This window comes from Rhodobacteraceae bacterium D3-12, from assembly GCA_025916135.1.
GTDB lineage: Bacteria > Pseudomonadota > Alphaproteobacteria > Rhodobacterales > Rhodobacteraceae > JAKGBX01.
Genome location: CP104793.1, coordinates 3648548 through 3665593, shown reverse-complemented (window position 1 = coordinate 3665593; position 17046 = coordinate 3648548). Strand labels below are relative to the sequence as shown.

17 protein-coding genes and 1 pseudogene are annotated in these 17046 nt (G+C 60.4%); 7 read left to right on the top strand and 11 right to left on the bottom strand.

Features of this window, described 5'->3' with window-relative positions; translation table 11 throughout:
• Positions 1 to 2 precede the first annotated feature (2 nt).
• The 5 genes and pseudogenes from N4R57_18120 to N4R57_18100 form a co-directional block, all read right to left on the bottom strand.
• Positions 3 to 440, bottom strand: a pseudogene (locus tag N4R57_18120) (flippase-like domain-containing protein).
• On the bottom strand, positions 437 to 1486 hold the full coding sequence (locus N4R57_18115) for a glycosyltransferase family 2 protein (GenBank protein UYV36879.1): 1050 nt from the start codon (positions 1484 to 1486) through the stop codon (positions 437 to 439). Before N4R57_18115 ends, N4R57_18120 begins: the two are co-directional and overlap by 4 nt.
• A 227-nt stretch (positions 1487 to 1713) precedes the next feature.
• Complete coding sequence (locus tag N4R57_18110) at positions 1714 to 2310, bottom strand: hypothetical protein (GenBank protein UYV36878.1); 597 nt, start codon at positions 2308 to 2310, stop codon at positions 1714 to 1716.
• Positions 2311 to 2387: 77 nt separating this feature from the next.
• Entirely contained in the window at positions 2388 to 3008 is a 621-nt protein-coding gene (locus N4R57_18105) for a sugar transferase (protein UYV36877.1), read from the bottom strand.
• Positions 3005 to 3874: an NAD-dependent epimerase/dehydratase family protein gene (locus tag N4R57_18100; protein ID UYV36876.1), complete on the bottom strand. Its 870-nt coding sequence runs from the start codon at positions 3872 to 3874 to the stop codon at positions 3005 to 3007. The genes N4R57_18105 and N4R57_18100 overlap by 4 nt, the downstream gene beginning before the upstream one ends.
• Before the next feature lie 184 nt (positions 3875 to 4058).
• On the opposite strand from N4R57_18100, the gene N4R57_18095 reads away from it, so the two are divergent.
• A complete protein-coding gene (locus tag N4R57_18095) occupies positions 4059 to 5093 on the top strand; it encodes a polysaccharide export protein (protein ID UYV36875.1) in 1035 nt (344 codons plus the stop codon).
• 79 nt (positions 5094 to 5172) lie between these two features.
• On the opposite strand, the gene N4R57_18090 is transcribed toward N4R57_18095, so the two are convergent.
• The gene (locus N4R57_18090; protein UYV36874.1) at positions 5173 to 6078 is read right to left on the bottom strand and encodes a rhodanese-related sulfurtransferase; all 906 of its coding nucleotides are present in this window, start codon (positions 6076 to 6078) and stop codon (positions 5173 to 5175) included.
• 124 nt (positions 6079 to 6202) lie between these two features.
• On the opposite strand from N4R57_18090, the gene pncA reads away from it, so the two are divergent.
• The 5 genes from pncA (at position 6203) to N4R57_18065 (ending at position 11585) form a co-directional block, all read left to right on the top strand.
• Complete coding sequence (gene pncA / locus N4R57_18085) at positions 6203 to 6799, top strand: bifunctional nicotinamidase/pyrazinamidase (GenBank protein ID UYV36873.1); 597 nt, start codon at positions 6203 to 6205, stop codon at positions 6797 to 6799.
• A 171-nt stretch (positions 6800 to 6970) separates the two neighbouring features.
• Entirely contained in the window at positions 6971 to 8368 is a 1398-nt protein-coding gene (locus N4R57_18080) for a PAS domain S-box protein (GenBank protein UYV36872.1), read from the top strand.
• A gap of 8 nt (positions 8369 to 8376) precedes the next feature.
• A complete protein-coding gene (locus N4R57_18075; protein ID UYV36871.1) occupies positions 8377 to 9267 on the top strand; it encodes an ATP-binding protein in 891 nt (296 codons plus the stop codon).
• Between the two features lie 69 nt (positions 9268 to 9336).
• A complete protein-coding gene (pncB, locus tag N4R57_18070) occupies positions 9337 to 10626 on the top strand; it encodes a nicotinate phosphoribosyltransferase (protein UYV36870.1) in 1290 nt (429 codons plus the stop codon).
• A 14-nt stretch (positions 10627 to 10640) separates the two neighbouring features.
• The gene (locus N4R57_18065) at positions 10641 to 11585 is read left to right on the top strand and encodes a hypothetical protein (protein ID UYV36869.1); all 945 of its coding nucleotides are present in this window, start codon (positions 10641 to 10643) and stop codon (positions 11583 to 11585) included.
• Between the two features lie 466 nt (positions 11586 to 12051).
• On the opposite strand, the gene arfB is transcribed toward N4R57_18065, so the two are convergent.
• The 5 genes from arfB to N4R57_18040 form a co-directional block, all read right to left on the bottom strand.
• Positions 12052 to 12441, bottom strand: coding sequence for an alternative ribosome rescue aminoacyl-tRNA hydrolase ArfB (gene arfB, locus N4R57_18060; protein UYV36868.1), 390 nt, complete (start codon positions 12439 to 12441; stop codon positions 12052 to 12054).
• Positions 12442 to 12770: 329 nt separating this feature from the next.
• Complete coding sequence (locus N4R57_18055; protein ID UYV36867.1) at positions 12771 to 13415, bottom strand: queuosine precursor transporter; 645 nt, start codon at positions 13413 to 13415, stop codon at positions 12771 to 12773.
• Between the two features lie 73 nt (positions 13416 to 13488).
• Entirely contained in the window at positions 13489 to 14400 is a 912-nt protein-coding gene (locus tag N4R57_18050) for an esterase-like activity of phytase family protein (GenBank protein UYV36866.1), read from the bottom strand.
• Positions 14373 to 15245: a penicillin-insensitive murein endopeptidase gene (gene mepA, locus N4R57_18045; protein ID UYV36865.1), complete on the bottom strand. Its 873-nt coding sequence runs from the start codon at positions 15243 to 15245 to the stop codon at positions 14373 to 14375. The genes N4R57_18050 and mepA overlap by 28 nt, the downstream gene beginning before the upstream one ends.
• Positions 15230 to 16612 carry an MFS transporter gene (locus N4R57_18040; protein ID UYV36864.1) on the bottom strand — a complete coding sequence of 461 codons (1383 nt, stop codon included), beginning with the start codon at positions 16610 to 16612 and terminating at the stop codon, positions 15230 to 15232. The genes mepA and N4R57_18040 overlap by 16 nt, the downstream gene beginning before the upstream one ends.
• A 142-nt stretch (positions 16613 to 16754) precedes the next feature.
• On the opposite strand from N4R57_18040, the gene N4R57_18035 reads away from it, so the two are divergent.
• Positions 16755 to 17039 carry a YggT family protein gene (locus tag N4R57_18035; GenBank protein UYV36863.1) on the top strand — a complete coding sequence of 95 codons (285 nt, stop codon included), beginning with the start codon at positions 16755 to 16757 and terminating at the stop codon, positions 17037 to 17039.
• Positions 17040 to 17046: the final 7 nt, after the last annotated feature.

Below are 17046 nucleotides of genomic sequence, written 5' to 3'. Positions count from 1 at the left end.
ACCGCGTCAGCGCCCAGCGAAAACGCCCAGAGCGCCAGCGCCAGCGCAAGGATCAACACGCTCAAATCCAATAGCCGCTCGACCACGACCGTGGCCGTCACCGAGCCGGAAACAACCCCCAGCCAACCGGTAAAGGCAAACGCCCGCAAGGCATCGCCGGCCCGCAGCGGCAACAGGTTGTTGACCGCGATCGAACCGGTAAACACCACCGCGCTGCGCCCAAAGGGGAGGGTGGGATTGTACCGGCGCAACATCATGTGCCACCGCCAGATCCGGCACAGATACCCCAGCCCGAGCAACACCGGCGCAAGCAAAAACCAGAGCGCCGAAACCCCGCCCAAGGCCCGCGCCAGCGCGGCCCGGTCCACATGGCGCAGTGTCAGCCACAAGAATAGCGCCGCCAGCGCAAAGCCAACAGCAAGCTGAAGCCCGCGTTTCATCCCTTGCGCTCCGGTTTTGGATCGGGGTCTGGATCAGGATCGGGGGCCCGCGCAGAGGCCAGCCCCGCCTCCTGTTCGGGCGCGGCACGCCCGGTCGCGGAGCGTTTGAACCCGACCACCTCGCGCACCACATACAGCGGGCGGCGTTGCACCTCTCGGTAAATGCGCCCGACATATTCGCCCATAATCCCAAGCGAAACCAACTGCACGCCACCAAGAAACAGCACCGCGATCATCAACGCGGTCCAGCCCTCGACCCAGACCGAGGTAAACAGCCGCAGTACGAGCGCATAGAAAATTCCCGCCACCGCCAGCCCCGCCGCAAGCAAGCCAAGCGCAATCGAGATTTGCAGCGGCTTGGTCGAGAACGACAACAACCCGTCCAGCGCATAGCGCACCATCTTGCGCAGCGGGTATTTGGTTGTCCCGGCATAGCGCTCGGGCCGGTCATAGGGGAGCGCGACCTGCCGAAACCCCGTCCACGCCACCATGCCGCGCAAAAACCTGTGCCGCTCGGGCATTTCCTTGAGCACATCAACGACCGAGCGCCCCATCAGGCGAAAATCGCCGGTGTCCTCGGGGATCGGCACCTCGGAAAGACGGTTGATAAGCCGTGAAAACCCGCGTGCCGAATTGCGCTTGAACCAATCGTCGCCCTCGCGTGACAGGCGCGTGCCATAGACCACGTCATAGCCGCTGCGCCACAGGTCGATCATTTCGGCAACCACTTCGGGCGGGTCCTGCAAATCGCTGTCCATCAGGACAACGGCATCCCCACGGGCAAGGTCAATCCCGGCGGTGACCGCAATTTGTTGGCCGAAATTGCGCGAGAACACCACCACCTTGACCCTATCGTCACGCGTTGCAGCGTCGCGAAGGATGCGGTTGGTGCCATCGGTTGACCCGTCATCAACAAAGATGAACTCAAACGCGCAGCTGGGCACGGTTTTGCTCAATTCATCAAGCCGGATCAGTGTTTCGCCAAGAACCTCTTCCTCGTCGTAGCACGGAACGACGATCGAGATCAGCTGTCTGTCTGGTGTCATGACCGGCCCAAAACATTAGAACTTCGGCGCGCAGCTGCCATGCGCCTTGAAACCCAAGGTCTGACCAACAGCGCACCGCAATAGCCCCGACCATAAACGCGCCGAGAGCAGCCTGTCCATATGGTTTACAGCCCGGTGAATGACCGGCATCGCGGCACGATCATGCGCGTTCAACGGATCGGGCCAAATGGGGCGCGCCGCCGCAACGCCCCCCGAAATCGCCCGCGTCAGTAAATCGTGAACCGGGTAAAGCCGAACAGCCCCTGACCAATCGCCATAAGCCCCAGCTTGGGCGAGAACCCGTTGGGGTTGTCCATGCTGACAAAGGTCGCACCGTTTAGTTCAAATGTGACCTTATTGCCCGTCACCGTCGCGGTCAGCACATCCGAGCCATCGTTTTTTGCCTGCACCTTCTCTTCCGTGTGGGTTTTGAACCCACTGGGCGAGCGGATAAAGAGATAGCCCTTGCCATCGGTGCCGATGGTGACACCGAAATAGCTGTCCTTGGCGCGATAGTTAAAGATCAACCCGGCATAGGCCGGCGTGGCGGGGGTGTCGGTCTGGGTCACAAGGTTGACCGAGACGGTGTAATTCGGCCCCTGAGAATCTGGCACACCCATCCAGTAATACTGGATCGCGCCGGGGGCGGTGGCGTTTTTCAGGGTTAGCCAATTGTCGGTATCCTCGATCAGCCACGCACCATCAGCGCCGGGTTTCATAACCTTGGCCATCGGCCCAAGATGCGCGGCCATATCGGCCATCACCGGCACGGCGCCAAGCGACAGAGCCAGCGCGGCCACGAAGGGTTTTAAAGGGAATTTCATGTGGAAAATGCTCCGAAATCAAAGTTGAAAACCGCCCTCATGCTGCCGGAGCTTCGCGATTCTGGCAAGTCAGCGGCTCAGCGCCGCCGCCGCAGCGGCACGCGGCGCACCACCGTTTTGGCCATCAACACTGCGTCAAAACACAAAGAGCGGTTGCGCGCATAGATCAGGTCAAGCTTCGCCTTGGCCGGAACACAGCGGCGCACATAGACGGCCTCGGTCTCTTCCGGCGTGGTGCAGGGCGCAAGAAGCCGCTCCTCGGTGCGGTGAAACACCAGCGTCGCCAGCCCGGTCACACCGGGCCGCGATCGAAGGACCTCGCCGTAGAGGTCGGGGAAGGCTTCGACATAGCGGCGCAGCGGCGGGCGCGGGCCGACAAAGCTGATGTCGCCGCGCAGGATGTTCCACAGTTGCGGCACCTCATCCAGACGGCTGCGGCGCAGGAAACGGCCCGTGCGGGTGATCCGGTCGGCCTTGTCCCCGCCCGAGACGCCCTCGTTCTGGGCGGCGGTGCGCATGGTGCGGAATTTCCACAGGTTGAACGGCTGGCTGGGTGTTTTCATCCGCTCGGCGATGTAAAAGATTGGCCGCCCGTCGCGGAGCGCGATGACGAGGATCAGCCCAAGGATCAACGGCGACAGCACCACGGCAAGCAACAGCGCAAGGGTGATATCCATCAGGCGCTTGGACAGGGTCATGCGCCGCCGCCTTCTATCTGGCGCCAAGCGGCGATCATCTCGTCGGCAGTTTCGGGTGCAAGCGCGATGATCCGGCCAAGCGCGCGCGTGTCGAGCGAGACCATAGGCGCGGCACTCTCGGGGGCCTCGCGCCATGCAACGTCGCACCCCGCAGCGCGGGCCAGCGCCTCCATCGCGACCGGCGCAGGGGCGGCGATGTTGAGCGTGCGCGGCAAGGCGCCCCGCTCGGCCACAAGAAGCGTGGCAAAGGCGCGGGCAAGGGCGAGCGGCGAGATATAGCTGCGCCAAGGCCCCTCGCCATCGGCGAACTGGTCAAGCGTGATCGGGTCCGCGCCGCGCCCGATGGCGGCAAACAGGCTGTCGGCCCCGACAACATTGGCAATCCGCAATGCCACGCTTTCCGCCCCCTCTGGGTGCGCCGCGCGCCAGTCGCTCAACGCGGTTTCCATCTCCAGCTTGGCCGCGCCATAGGCGTTGATCGCCCCGCCTGCGGCCGCTTCAGCCTGTGCAACGGGGCCGGGTTCGTAAACGGCGGCCGAAGAACAGTGCAACACGCGCGTCGCCCCAAGCGCTTCGGCCAAATCCATCGCCGCAAGCGCAAGGCGGCGGTTTTCAGCCAGATCGCGCCCCGCGCCGGGGGTCACGCCCCAAAGTGCCAAAATTGCATCACAGCGCGGCAGCGCGGGCAACGGCGCCTCTCCAACCCGCCAGAGCCGCCCAGCTTCGGGTGCATTTTCCCTGTATTGCCAATCTATTGTCAGCCCCTCAGGAGGGGACAATTCCCACGCGCGGCGCAGCATCCGACCCAGCTTGCCGCTGGCGCCCAGCACCAGAACGTGGCGGGTTTGGCGATTTGGCAACGTCAAGCGATTTTCCTTTAACTCAGCGCGAATTACCCTCTATGTATCACCGCATATAGCGTGTAATACAATTTGCAATACTTGATATTGGATACCTTGGGGGGATCCTGTGCGCCACTATTCGAAGCACATTTGTGTGTTTGCTGCGGTTTTGTTCCTTGCGGCATGCTCCTTGCCGCGCGGTGCCGGCATGGTCAATGAGATACTCAAAGAGAAAGAGGCCGAAGCGCCCAGCTTTCAGGTTGTCGAAGTGGCCCGCGCCAATGTTGGCGCCCTGCGCAAATGGCCGGCAACGGGCTGGCGCGGTGGCTATCACTGGCTCTCAGGGAACCGTGGACCGGCGGGCAAGATCATCCGCAGCGGTGACGTGATCGACCTTGTGATTTGGGACAGTCAGGAAAATTCGCTGCTGATGTCACCGAACCAGAAGATGGTCGAGATGAAGGGCCTGATCGTGTCGCCTTCGGGCGAGATTTTCGTGCCTTATGCACAAAATATGTATGTCAGCGGGATGAGCGCCGACGCCGCCCGCGCCAAGATTTCCGAGGCGCTGACCCCCGTCGCGCCGGATGCGCAGGTGCAGGTGCGGCACACCTCGGGGCAAAGCAACTCTGCCGATCTGGTCAGCGGCGTGGCCAAGCCGGGCAGCTATCCTCTGGAAGGGCGCAATGTCACGATCCTGAGCCTGATTGCAAAGGGCGGCGGGATCGCCTCAAGCCTGCGCAACCCGCTGGTGCGGCTGATCCGTGGCAGCAAAACCTATGAAATCCGCGCCGACGATCTGTTTGCCAACGCCAGCAAGAACGTGGTGGTGCGTGGCAACGACAAGGTGCTGGTCGAGGAAGACAAACGCTACTTTACCGCGCTGGGCGCGACCGGTCGCGAAGAGCTGATCTATTTCGAAAAGGAACAGATCAGCGCGCTTGAGGCGATGTCGATCATCGGCGGCCTGTCCGAAAGCCGGGCCAACCCCAAGGGCGTGCTGGTGCTGCGCGACTATTCCGAACGGCAACTGCGCAGCGATGGCAAGGGGCCAGCGATGCAACAGGTGGTGTTCACATTTGATCTGACCACGGCCGACGGTCTGTTCGCCGCCCGCAAGTTTGAGATCAATCCGCGCGACACGGTTCTGGCCACGGAAAGCCCGGTCACCGCCGCGCAGACCATCATGGGCCTTCTGGGCGCTGCGGTCGGGCTGGGCACGACGATCAACAGCAACTCCTGATCCGGGTGGGCCGGTTCGGGTGGCCGGTAAGGCCAGCCGTTGCGCGGGCCTATGCTGCGTGACTTGGATGCGCGCCGCGTTACGCCTGACGCATATGGCTTTCGCCGCGCGCCGCCGAGAGGGCGATCTGTTTTTGCCGCTCGCGGAACCGCGCCTTGTCCGCCTCGGTGGTTTCACCGGCACAATGATGACAACTCACCCCGTCCTCATACTCCGGGCGGCTGCGGTCCTCAGGCAGGATCGGACGGCGGCAGGCATGGCAAAGCAAATGCGGCCCTTCCTTTAATCCGTGCCCGACCGACACGCGGTTATCAAAGACAAAGCACTCGCCGTCCCATGTGCTGTCTTCCTGTGGCACCTCTTCGAGGTATTTCAGGATCCCGCCCTTGAGGTGGTAAACCTCATCAACCCCTTGACCGATCAGATAGTTGGTCGATTTCTCACAGCGGATACCGCCGGTGCAAAACATCGCGATCCGCTTGTTGTGAAAGCGGTCCTTGTTCTTTTCCCACCACGCGGGAAAGTCACGAAAGCTGGCTGTTTCGGGGTCAACCGCGCCCTGAAACGTGCCGATGGCAACCTCGTAATCGTTGCGCGTATCAATCACCGCAACATCGGGTGACTGGATCAATGCGTTCCACTCGGTGGCCTCGACATAATGACCAACACGGGCCAGCGGATCGACATCGGGCTGCCCCATGGTGACGATCTCTTTCTTGAGCTTCACCTTCATGCGCCGGAACGGTTGTTCGCGCGCGGGGCTGTCTTTCCATTCCAGATCGGCGCAGCCGGGCAGCGCCTTGATATGCTCAAGCACAACATCCAGCCCCGGCATGCGCCCGGCGATGGTGCCGTTGATCCCTTCGCGCGCCAAAAGAAGCGAGCCGGTGATCCCGTTGTCCTCGCACAGCGCCTGAAGCGGCGCGCGCAGAGCGGCGGGATCATCGAAACGGGCAAAGTGATAAAGGGCGCGGCATGTATACATGTGCCGCGATTTACGCCTCTTCTGAGAAACTGACAAGGGCAGGGGGCCGCAACGGGCCGCGACCTGTTGACCTTGCCAAACCTTGCGGCCAGTCTCGCCTTGAGGGGTAAAGAGGAGAGAGAAAATGAGCGAAGCTCTGATCGTAATAGACGTGCAGGTTGATTTTTGCCCCGGCGGTGCGCTGGCCGTGGCAGGGGGCGATGAGATCGTCGCCGGTATCAACGCGCGGATGGCGGATTTCGACACTGTTGTGCTGACACAGGATTGGCACCCGGCGGGGCATTCTTCGTTTGCGTCGTCGCATGTCGGCAAGGCCCCGTTCGAGACGGTCGAAATGCCCTATGGCACACAGGTGCTGTGGCCGGATCATTGCGTCCAAGGCAGCGCAGGCGCGGCGTTTCACCCAGAGCTTGCCACCGACCCGGCGGCGCTGATTATTCGCAAAGGCATGAACCCGGATATCGACAGCTATTCAGCGTTTTTCGAAAATGACCGGACCACGCCCACCGGGCTTGAGGGGTGGCTGCGCGGGCGCGGGGTCGACCGCTTGACCATGGTCGGGCTGGCGATGGATTTTTGCGTGCAATACTCGGCGCTTGATGCGGCAAAGCTGGGATTTGCCGTCGAGGTCGAGCGCGGGCTGAGCCGGGCGATTGATCTTGATGGCTCGCTGGCGGCGGCGCTGGGGGCGATGGAAACGGGCGGCGTCGCGCTGCTCTGAAGGCGTTGAGGCGTCGTGACGCGGGCAGGGCAGCGCGGGCGGGGCGGCGCCTTGCAGGTAAACTTGCAGGTAAATCAGGGCCGGGAACCGCAGCGGGGTTGCGACTTTCTTAACTCTTTTGCGCATAAGACAGGGCGATTTTTGACGTCGTGATGTGAAAGCCCTGCCTTGATGAGTCCTGAAATCGCCGAAGCCACCCGCCGCTTCGAAGCTTTCGAGCACCGCCACAGCCCCAAGGGTCTGTTGCAGGAATACGCGCGCGGGCGCTTGCGCTTTTATTGGACGCGCAAGCTGCTGGTCTTCGTCATCGTCGTGATGGTCGCCTATAACACCACGTTGCTCACCACGGCCACGATCGCCGTGGTGCTCATGCTGAGCGATCTGCTCGATACCTATGTCCTGTCCGCCCTGCGTGGTCGGCGGTTACAATTCATACCGCATAAAACCCTTTTTGCCCTCTCGACCTTCACGGCCCTGTTCCAGGCTGCGGCTGTTTCTCTCGGGGTGGTTGTCATCCTGCATGCCGCGCCGGATCGCGATGCCACGTCGCTGGCGCTGGCCTTTCTCATGACGGCGTCGGTCTATGCCGGGGTGTTCTGGAGTTTTCACAAGCCGGTGGCGCTGTGGAGCCTGCTGATCTTTGCCTGCACGGGCTGCTATATCGTCGTCGACGGGATGACCGGGCATGATGCCAGCCGCGCACAGGTGACCGATCTGATCGCGCTTCTTGTGATGGGGTTCGTCTCCATCACCTTTATCCGCTTCTTTAACGAAACCTATGAACGACAGTATAAATCCAAAAAAATGATCCTGCGCAACAGCCTCGCTCTTGCAAAGGCGACCGCCGACATGTTGGCACAACAGCGCGAAAACCGCCGGCTTGTTCAGGTGGCGGAACACGCCAACGACAGCATCTTTATCTGTGACGCCAAGGGAGAGATCGTCTGGGTCAACGACGCCTTTACGCAGATGAACGGTTGCCCGCGCGAAGAGGTGATCGGCAAAACCCCTTGCGATATTCTGAGCGCGCCGGACAATTGCGCCGAGGCCGACGCCGCCTTTCGCAACCTTTGCGATGGCTCACAGCCGCTGCGCACCCAGTTTGTGAACCATACCAAGGACGGGCGCGCGTTCTGGATCAGCATGAACCGCGTGCCGATCCTTGGCGAGGATGGCAAGCTTGAAAGTTCGATCATGATCGCGCGTGACATCAGCGATTTTAAGGAAAAGGAAGCCTTCCTTGCCCGCGCCAAAGAAGCCGCCGAAGAGGCGGCCCAAGCCAAGGCGCGCTTCCTCGCCACGATGAGCCATGAGATCCGCACACCGATGAGTGCGATCATCGGCATGGTGGATCTTCTGTCTGAACAGGGCCTTCCGGCCGAGGGGAAAAAGATGCTGGAAACCATGCGCCGCTCAGGCGAGACGCTCTCGACAATCATCAATGACGTGCTCGATTTCTCAAAACTCGACGCTGGCAAGGTCGAGCTGTCGCCGGTGCCCTTCGACCCGCGCGAGGTGGTCGATGATGTGCTTTCGCTGCTCGGTCCCGAGGCACGGCTCAGGGGCTGAGCCTCAAGATGGAAGTGGAGGCGGAGGTGCCCGAGCGGGTCTTTGGCGATGATGTGCGCCTACGTCAGATCCTTTTCAATATCATCGGCAATGCGATCAAGTTCACCAAGACCGGCGGCGTCAGCGTCAAGATCGACGCGCCCCCCGTCGTGCCCGATGCCGAGAATACGCCCGGTGACGAGGCCGAAGCCCAACCCGGCGCCGACGCAACGATCAACCTCGCGATAGCTGTGCAGGATACCGGCATTGGCATCCCCGCCGACAGGTTTGAACGCGTCTTTGAAGAGTTCGGACAGGCCGACAACGCCACCACCCGGCAATTTGGTGGTACCGGGCTTGGCCTGCCGATCTCGCGCCTGCTGGCGCGGGCGATGGGCGGCGACATCGCGATCAGCTCGACCGTCGGGCAGGGCTCGTCCTTTGTCGTCACGGTGGTGGTCGAACCCATCGCCAGCGCGGTGAAATCAAACGAACCGGTCCTGCCCAAGACCGCAGTGCTCGGCGGGATGCATGTCCTCGTGACCGACGACAATGCGACCAACCGCATGATCCTTGGCAAGTTCCTCGCTGATCTGCCGATCACGCTCAGCTATGCCCAGAACGGAGAGGAGGCGGTCGAGGCCGTTGCCCGCGACGCGCCTGATTTCGTGCTGATGGATATGTCGATGCCGCGCATGGACGGGCTCAGCGCGACGCGCGCGATTCGTGCCCGCAATGGCCCGCAACCGCGCATCATCGCGCTCACCGCCAACGCCTTTGCCAGCGACAAGGAGGCGTGTTTCGAGGCCGGGATGGAAGGCTTTATGGCCAAGCCGTTTCGCAAGAGGGAACTGCTGACATTGCTTGTCAATCTGGCCCCCTCCCTCCGACAGACCGGCGATCAGCCGCGCCGCGCCTGATTTCGGGTTGGTGGGCCGCCGCGATATGGCGTAAAACGACTCTCGCAACCGCAGGAAAGGGCCGAGCCATTGGATATTGCGAACCGTGTGTGGAACCACAAATGGAAAATCGACCCGATCGTGCGGTCGCTGATCGACAATGACTTCTACAAACTCCTGATGTGCCAGTCGGTGTTCCACAATAAACCCGACACTCAGGTGACCTTTTCGCTGATCAACCGCAGCAAAGACATCCGCCTTGCCGAGCTGATCGACGAGGGCGAGCTGCGCGAACAGCTTGACCACATCCGCTCCCTCTCGCTCTCTCGCGGGGAATCGACCTTTCTGCGTGGCAATATGTTTTACGGCAAACGCTCGATGTTCCGCCCCGATTTCATGGAGTGGTTCGAAGGGCTGCGCCTGCCCGACTACCACCTCGAAAAACGCGACGGCCAATATGAGCTGACGTTCGAGGGCAAATGGCACGAGGTCATGCTCTGGGAAATCCCCGCTTTGGCGGTGTTGATGGAGCTACGCGGCCGCGCCGTGCTGGATGATATGGGCCGCTTCGAGCTGCAGGTGCTCTATGCCCGCGCCATGACCAAGCTTTGGGAAAAGGTCGAGGCGCTGCGCCCGCTCGACGGCCTCAAAATCGCTGACTTCGGCACCCGTCGGCGGCACTCCTATCTCTGGCAGGACCGTTGCGTGCAGGCGATGATCGAAGGCTTGGGCGATAAATTCGTCGGCACCTCGAATTGCCACATCGCCATGAAACGCGATATCGAAGCGATCGGCACCAACGCACACGAGCTGCCCATGGTCTATTCCGCCCTCGCGCCCGATGACGCCGCGCTGGCACAGGCCCCCTATGACGTGCTCTCCGATTGGCACGCCGATCACGAGGGCAACCTGCGCATCATCTTGCCTGACACCTACGGCACCCAAGGGTTCCTTGATAACGCGCCCGACTGGCTCACCCAATGGACCGGCATCCGCATCGACAGCGGCGACCCCGCCACCGCCGCCGAAATCGCCATCAACTGGTGGCAATCACGCGGCGAAGACCCGCGCGAAAAGCTGATTATCTTTTCCGACGGGCTGGACGTGGACAAGATCAAAACCCTGCATGAGCAATTCAAGGGCCGCGCCAAGATCAGCTTCGGCTGGGGCACGCTGCTCACCAATGATTTCCGTGGTTTGACGCCGGATGACGCGCTCTCGCCGTTCTCGCTGGTCTGCAAGGCGGTCTCGGCCAACGGCAACCCGACGGTGAAACTCTCGGACAACCCGAACAAGGCGATGGGACCAGCGAGCGAGATTGCGCGCTATAAGCGGGTGTTCGGGGTTGGGGAGCAGGAGAAGGTGGAGGTTGTGGTTTAGGGGGAATTGCAACGATGACATTACAAAAGCTATTCCTTGGGCCACCTTTCAGGCAACTCAGGTCGATTAAGGACTATTTCAATTTCTTTGTGATCACCCTGAGCAAACGGCCGAAACTGACTTTGGCTGTTTATGCAATTTGGATCGTAACGACATTGGCGACCGCGATCTTTGGGCCGCGCGTCTGGTCAATAAGCCCGTATTGGGCTTTCCTCATCGGGGTGGCGGGGTTTTTCGTCAAATTTGTGATGTCCAATAGCGGCGCGAACCGGGTGCGCGCTCTGGAAATTTCGGTCAATAACGACCTGTCAATTCGTTCTCAATTTCTTGACCCCGCGCCGAAAGACGCGCGCGAAGGGTTCAGAAACGTGCGGCCCCCAGATGGGTTTGATGGGGCGGTGCATATTTCTGATGAGATAAACACAAAAGCCTTCCAGCAGGATGATTGGGATTGCCCGATTGTCGTCGATGAATCGAATGCGCGGCAAGACTCGGTGGTTGGTCGTATTCGCGCCGACGCCCGTTTGTTCAAAGCTTACGGTTTTCAGAAAACACTGGGACAGTTTCTCAAGAAGCCCCTGATAAACGAAAACAAAGTTGGAATACTTACTGATTTCTCTGTCGAGATGCAGAACATCCAAATTTTCAAAACAAACTACTATTCAACCCTTTGTGCTGGCGAAGCATCACTTAGCGACTTTTCCGAGAAGGAAGGCGGCGTAAAAACTGTTGTGAACCGCGCAGCCACCCGTGTTCCGTTTAATCTGGACGGTGCGTCGGCGACGTTGAATCCGCTGTCTGCGGGCCGCCCCCATGACAAACCAAGTCGGCGTAAGCCTCTTGGGGATTACCAAGGACAACTACCTCGTCGTGTGCACTCAATCCAAAAGCGCGTTGCAAGGGGCGGGAAAGCGGATGCCCTTGGCGTCGGGGTCGGCGGATTGGGAAGACTACGCTGAAGGCGATAGCATCAAGACATTCGTTGAGCGTGCAATTCGACGAGAGCTGGTCGAGGAGTGGGGCAACAACATTAAGTTGAAAATTACCATGCCGTTGGATTGGGTTGATATTATCCACTTGGGTTGTTTTCGGATCCCGCGTCGCGGGGGGAAGCCCGAGTTTGCGGTTTTGGCTAAATTGAATTGGTCGGTGGATCAGTTGGAACCCGACAGCAGTGAAGTTGAGAAATACCTGACTGCCACAGGGTCACCAGACACGGGCGTGGAATTTCGGGTAGACGACGCCGAGGACCTGAGAAAGGCTGTTGAGGTTCTGTTGCACAGAAGGGCAGACGTCGGTGACAGTACTTCTTTGCTCGGCTGTCTGTTGTGTCTTCAGTCCGCATTGGACGTAAATCTGGAGAGGGTGGAAACTCTCTTAACTGCGAGCGATACTTAGCCGGTTTGATCGGGGGCCTGAGGCGTTTCACCTCCCCCGCACCTTCTTCGCCTTCAACCGCCGCTCCTTTGACCCTTTCGTCGGTTTTGTCTTCACGCGAAACTTAGGCTTCACCAACGCCTTTCGGATCAACTCCACCAACCGTTCCCGCGCGATCTCGCGGTTGCGGGCTTGGCTGCGGGTTTCCTCGGCGAAGATCACCAGCGCCCCCTCCTTGGTCCAGCGCCGCCCCGCCAACCGGCGCAGCCGGGATTTGACCGGACCGGGGAGCGACGGCGAGCGGTCGGCCTCAAAGCGCAGCTCGACCGCCGTGGACACTTTGTTCACGTTCTGCCCGCCCGGGCCGCTCGACCGGGTGAAGCTTTCTGTCAGCTCCCAGTCTTCGATTAATATTTCGTCCGTAATTCTTAACGGCATAAGTCCGATTCCAATGTCAGCCGGATGTCAGCCGGGGGGCAGCCGGATGTCACCCCCTCATTCCGGCCTATCCGGCCAAATCTTAACACAGCGTGCGCCGCGAACGAAAAGGGCCGTTTCGCATTGGAAACGGCCCTTCGAGATTTAAGGAGGTGCTTCGGTTAGGTCACACCAATTTGGGGTCTTTCAAACCCGAGGGCTGCCTCAGGTCCGTGTCTCCCAAACTGTTCCGACGCATTTCTCCATGATCCCATTAGACACAAGAGCACCTCCTTTCATTGTTTCAACTAAGTCCAGCCTGCCACAGCCGGATCATATGTCAAACAAAATCATGTGGTGCGGGCCGTCAAAGACCCCACGATGATGCGGAATGGCACAAGAGCGATTAAAGCGATGGCAAGTTTCACCATCCAGTCGGCAAAAGCGAGCGACACCCAGAGCGGCGCCTCGGGCCCCATGGTCAGGAAGGGTGTGGCCCCCCACGCCCAGTTGATCGCCCCGTCGGCCTCGGCGCCGAACAGCGTGATGCTGGCCGAAAATGCGATGGTAAAGAACAGCGCCGTATCCAGTGCGGAGCCAACCAGCGTCGACACCAGCGGCGCGCGCCACCACTGCCCGCCGCGAAAGCGGTCAAACACTGCAATATCAGTGAGTTGCGCGATTAGAAACGCAATTCCAGAGGCCACGGCAACCCGCAGCGGCACTGCGGCAAAGGTATAGCCATCGCCCTGCAACATGACCTGCGAACCGATCAGCGAACAGATCACGCCGGTGACAAAACCGGCCAGCACAACCCGCCGTGCCGGGCCCGTGCCATAGACGCGGTTCATCACATCGGTGACCAGAAAGGCCAGCGGATAGGTGAACGCGCCCCAGGTCAGAAGCCCGTCAAGCAGCAGGAATTGAACGAGAATATTCGAGGCCACAACAATGGCGGCCATGGCAAGAATGCCGGGAAGGTGGTGTTTTTGCATAGGTTTTAGTCCGTTTTGACATGGTAGCGGAGACATGGCCCCCATCATGGGGAACGCGCGGCGTATACTGTGGCTACTCGGTCTTGGCAAGGGGCGCGGGCAGGGCATACTCGACGAATTCGGTGCGCTGGAAGGCGCGGAAATTATCGTCCGAAATCATGGTGAGCCGGATGCGGTTTTCGGTGTCGCGCCACACGGCGAGCCCTTCGAGGTTATCGTGGTGGGCCGTGCAGGTAACGATGTGTTCACGTTCATCGGTTAGCGTGTCGCCCGAGATCACAAAACTGCGCACACGACTGCGAAACCCGATCATCGCAAAGTCGCGCTCCAGCAGGTAAAGCCGCCCGTCCGGCCCGAAATCTGCTCCAACCGGAAGGAAATGACCACGGCGCGGAATGGCAAGTGTGCGGTCCCACGCGCCGTCGCGATGCCGATAAACCGGAAAAGGCCGCGTCATTTTGCCGGAGCGTTCGGGCACGGCATAAAGCCACCCGCGCGCATCAATGGCGAGCGCTTCGAGGCCAGAGTTGCTTTGCAGGTGCTTGAAATCGGGGTGCTGGGGCAGGGGGGACGCTTTCGCCTTGGCTGTGGGATAGGACCAGACGCGATGCGCCCCTTCAAACGAGACAAAACTTTGCCCGTCGTCGCGAATGGCAAGCCCTTCGGCATCGGAGTGCTGGGGCGGAAGGGCCGCATCTCGTGGTGTGTTTAGAGGAAACAGTGGCTCGGACAGAACGCCGGTAATGGCGCCTGACTGCCGCTCCAGCGTGCCGTCAACGCGGCTCCCGTGATCGGATATCGCGGTGAACCGTCGGCCATCGGCAGACATCTCAAGCCCGGAGAACCCGCCAAATGCGGGGTCATTTTCCTGCCAGCTGTAAGAGCCGATATAGGTGGCGCGCTGATCCGGCTGACGGGCATGCCCGATCAGCGCGAACCCCGTGACACAGACCGCGCCTAGCGCGAGCGCAAAACGCGTGCGCATTGCTGGGGCAGATCGGCAAGCACGAATTCGCGCCGCTTCTTGGGTTTGTAATTCGGATCGGGCGGCGGAGGGTTAATGATATTGTTCACCCACTGCTGTGCCTCTTTGCAGCCATCACCGCGCGGCGGATCGGCCTGATTGACGCAACCGCGCATGCCCCGTGGGCATTTCAGCCGGACATGGAAATGATAATGATGCCCCCACCATGGACGGATCTTGCGCAGCCAGCGCCGGTCGCCCTTGGCCCATTTGCACATATCCACCTTGGCCCCCGGAAAGATGAAAATCCGTGCGACACGTTTGTCGGATGCCGCCGCTTTGAGGATCTCGCGGTGCTGATTGGTCCAGCTTTTGTTGGTATAAGCCCCCTTGGCGCGGCGCATCGAGATCGACGAAATCTTCTCGCGCTGGGACCGGCTTAGATCAAGCCGTTTGGGCGGTAGCATCCAGATGTCGATATCAAGTCCGATCTGGTGGCTGCGATGCCCAGTGAGCATCGGCCCGCCGCGCGGCTGTGAAATATCGCCGATATAGAGCCCCTGCCACCCGCGTTGGCGCGCCGCAAAGCTCGAGAGTTTGCGGATATAGTCGATGGTTTCGGGTTGCCCCCAGTTGCGGTTGCGCGACAGGCGCATCGCCTGCCATGTCGGCCCGGTTTCAGGAAGCTGCACCGCGCCGGCCTGACAGCCCTTGGCATAGCTGCCAAGCGGGGCGGGCTTTTGGCGTGAGGGTGCTTTCTTGGCGCCAAAGAGCTGCTTGGCCAGCTTGTCAGCCGCTTGCACCGGTTGCGCGGCGGGGATGGCGATTGAAAGGCTTAAAAGCGCGGCGACTAAGAAACGGACCATTTGGTGCGATCTCCCTCTGGTTTGACCCATAGTAACAGGATCAGCCCGAGAAGAAACAGCCCCGCGATGGGCATAATGCCGATCGTCTGGTTCCCGCTCAGATCCGATACGATCGCGATCAGAGCCGGCGCAAGGAAGGTCGTGGCCTTGCCCGAAAGCGCATAGAGCCCAAAGGCTTCGGTCATCCGGGCCGGGTTGGATTGCCAGACGACCATGGTGCGGCTGGCCGATTGCAGTGCGCCGCCGGCGGCGCCGATAAACCCGCCGCAGATAAAGAAGGCGAGGTCGGGGAGCGTTGACTCGGGCCCGACGGCGATGAACAGCACGCTCTCGCGCGAGATCAGGATGATTGCGAGCGAGGTGGCGATCAGCACGAGAATCGCGGTGATGATCACCGGTTTCGGCCCGAAACGGCGATCCGCCTTGCCGCCGATCCACGCGAACAGCGCCCCGGTCAGCGCGCCAATGATGCCGAAAATCCCGATTTGCATGATGGGCCAGTTCAACACGCCCGAGGCATAGATGCCGCCAAAGGTGTAAACCCCGTTCAAAGCATCACGATAGAGCATCGACGAGGTGAGATAGGCCAGCAAACTGGGCCGTTTTGGCAGGCCTTTGAGCGTGGTGCCAAGATCACTCAAGGCTTTGCCGACCTTATAGGGCACATGGTTTTGATCTTTTACATCCCGCACCCAGAGGAAGAAGGGGATCATAAAGACGGCATACCAGACCGCAGTCAGCGGCCCAACAGCGCGGGTATCGGCACCGGTGGCCGGGTCAAGCCCCAGCACCGGCGAAATCCCCAGCATCGTAAGCCCGTTGCCGCCCGCTTGAAACAGCAAGAGCACAATGGCAAGCGCCAGCACCCCACCGATATAGCCGAACGCCCAACCTGTGCCCGAGACCTTGCCGATTTCTTGTTTGTCGCCCAGCGTGGGCAGCATTGCGTTGGTAAAGATGGTCGCGAACTCCATCCCGATCAGGCCAACGCCGAACCAGACAAGGGTGCGCGTCACGCTGAACTCTTCGGGGGCGGTATACCAGAGCATCGCCGAGCCAAGCACATAGAGCAGGGAGAAGAACCAGACCCACGGCATGCGCCGCCCGGTGCTGTCGGCAAAGGCGCCAAGGACCGGCGCAAAAAAGGCAATGAACAGCCCCGACACGGTCAGCCCATAGCCCCAGTAAGCCTGCGCCTGCGCTTTGGCCTCGCCCAGAGGCATGCCCTCGGCCACCAGCATATCGCGCACCGTTTCGGCGAAATAGGGACCAAAGATAAAGGTGAGCAGCAAAGTGTTGTATGGCTGGCTTGCCCAGTCGAAAAACCACCAGCCCCAAATACGCTTGCGCGCAGAAATTCCGCTCATGATCCATCCCCCATATGCTTGGTCAGTTAGACAGAATTAAGGTTTTACTGGCAAGGATTAATGCGCGGCTCTTGCTCTTTGTGGTGGCTGCACTTACCTGTCGTGGCGAACATGCGGTGGAACACAAAAAGGAACTCGCAACATGATGGCAATCTACGGGCCTTTGCAGCTTATCCTTAACGTCGCGTTCTTTATCATGCTGGCGCATATCGTGATGAGCTGGCTGATCAATTTTCAGGTGCTGAACTTGCATCAGCCATTTGTGGCGCAGCTTTGGTTCGGGCTGAACAGACTGCTTGAGCCGATCTATCAACCGATCCGCCGGGTTTTGCCCGATACACGCCCGCTTGATCTCGCGCCGCTGGTTGCATTCATCATCATCATTTCGCTGCGCGACTATATCCTGCCGACAATCTTCTTTGGCTGAAGCCGGG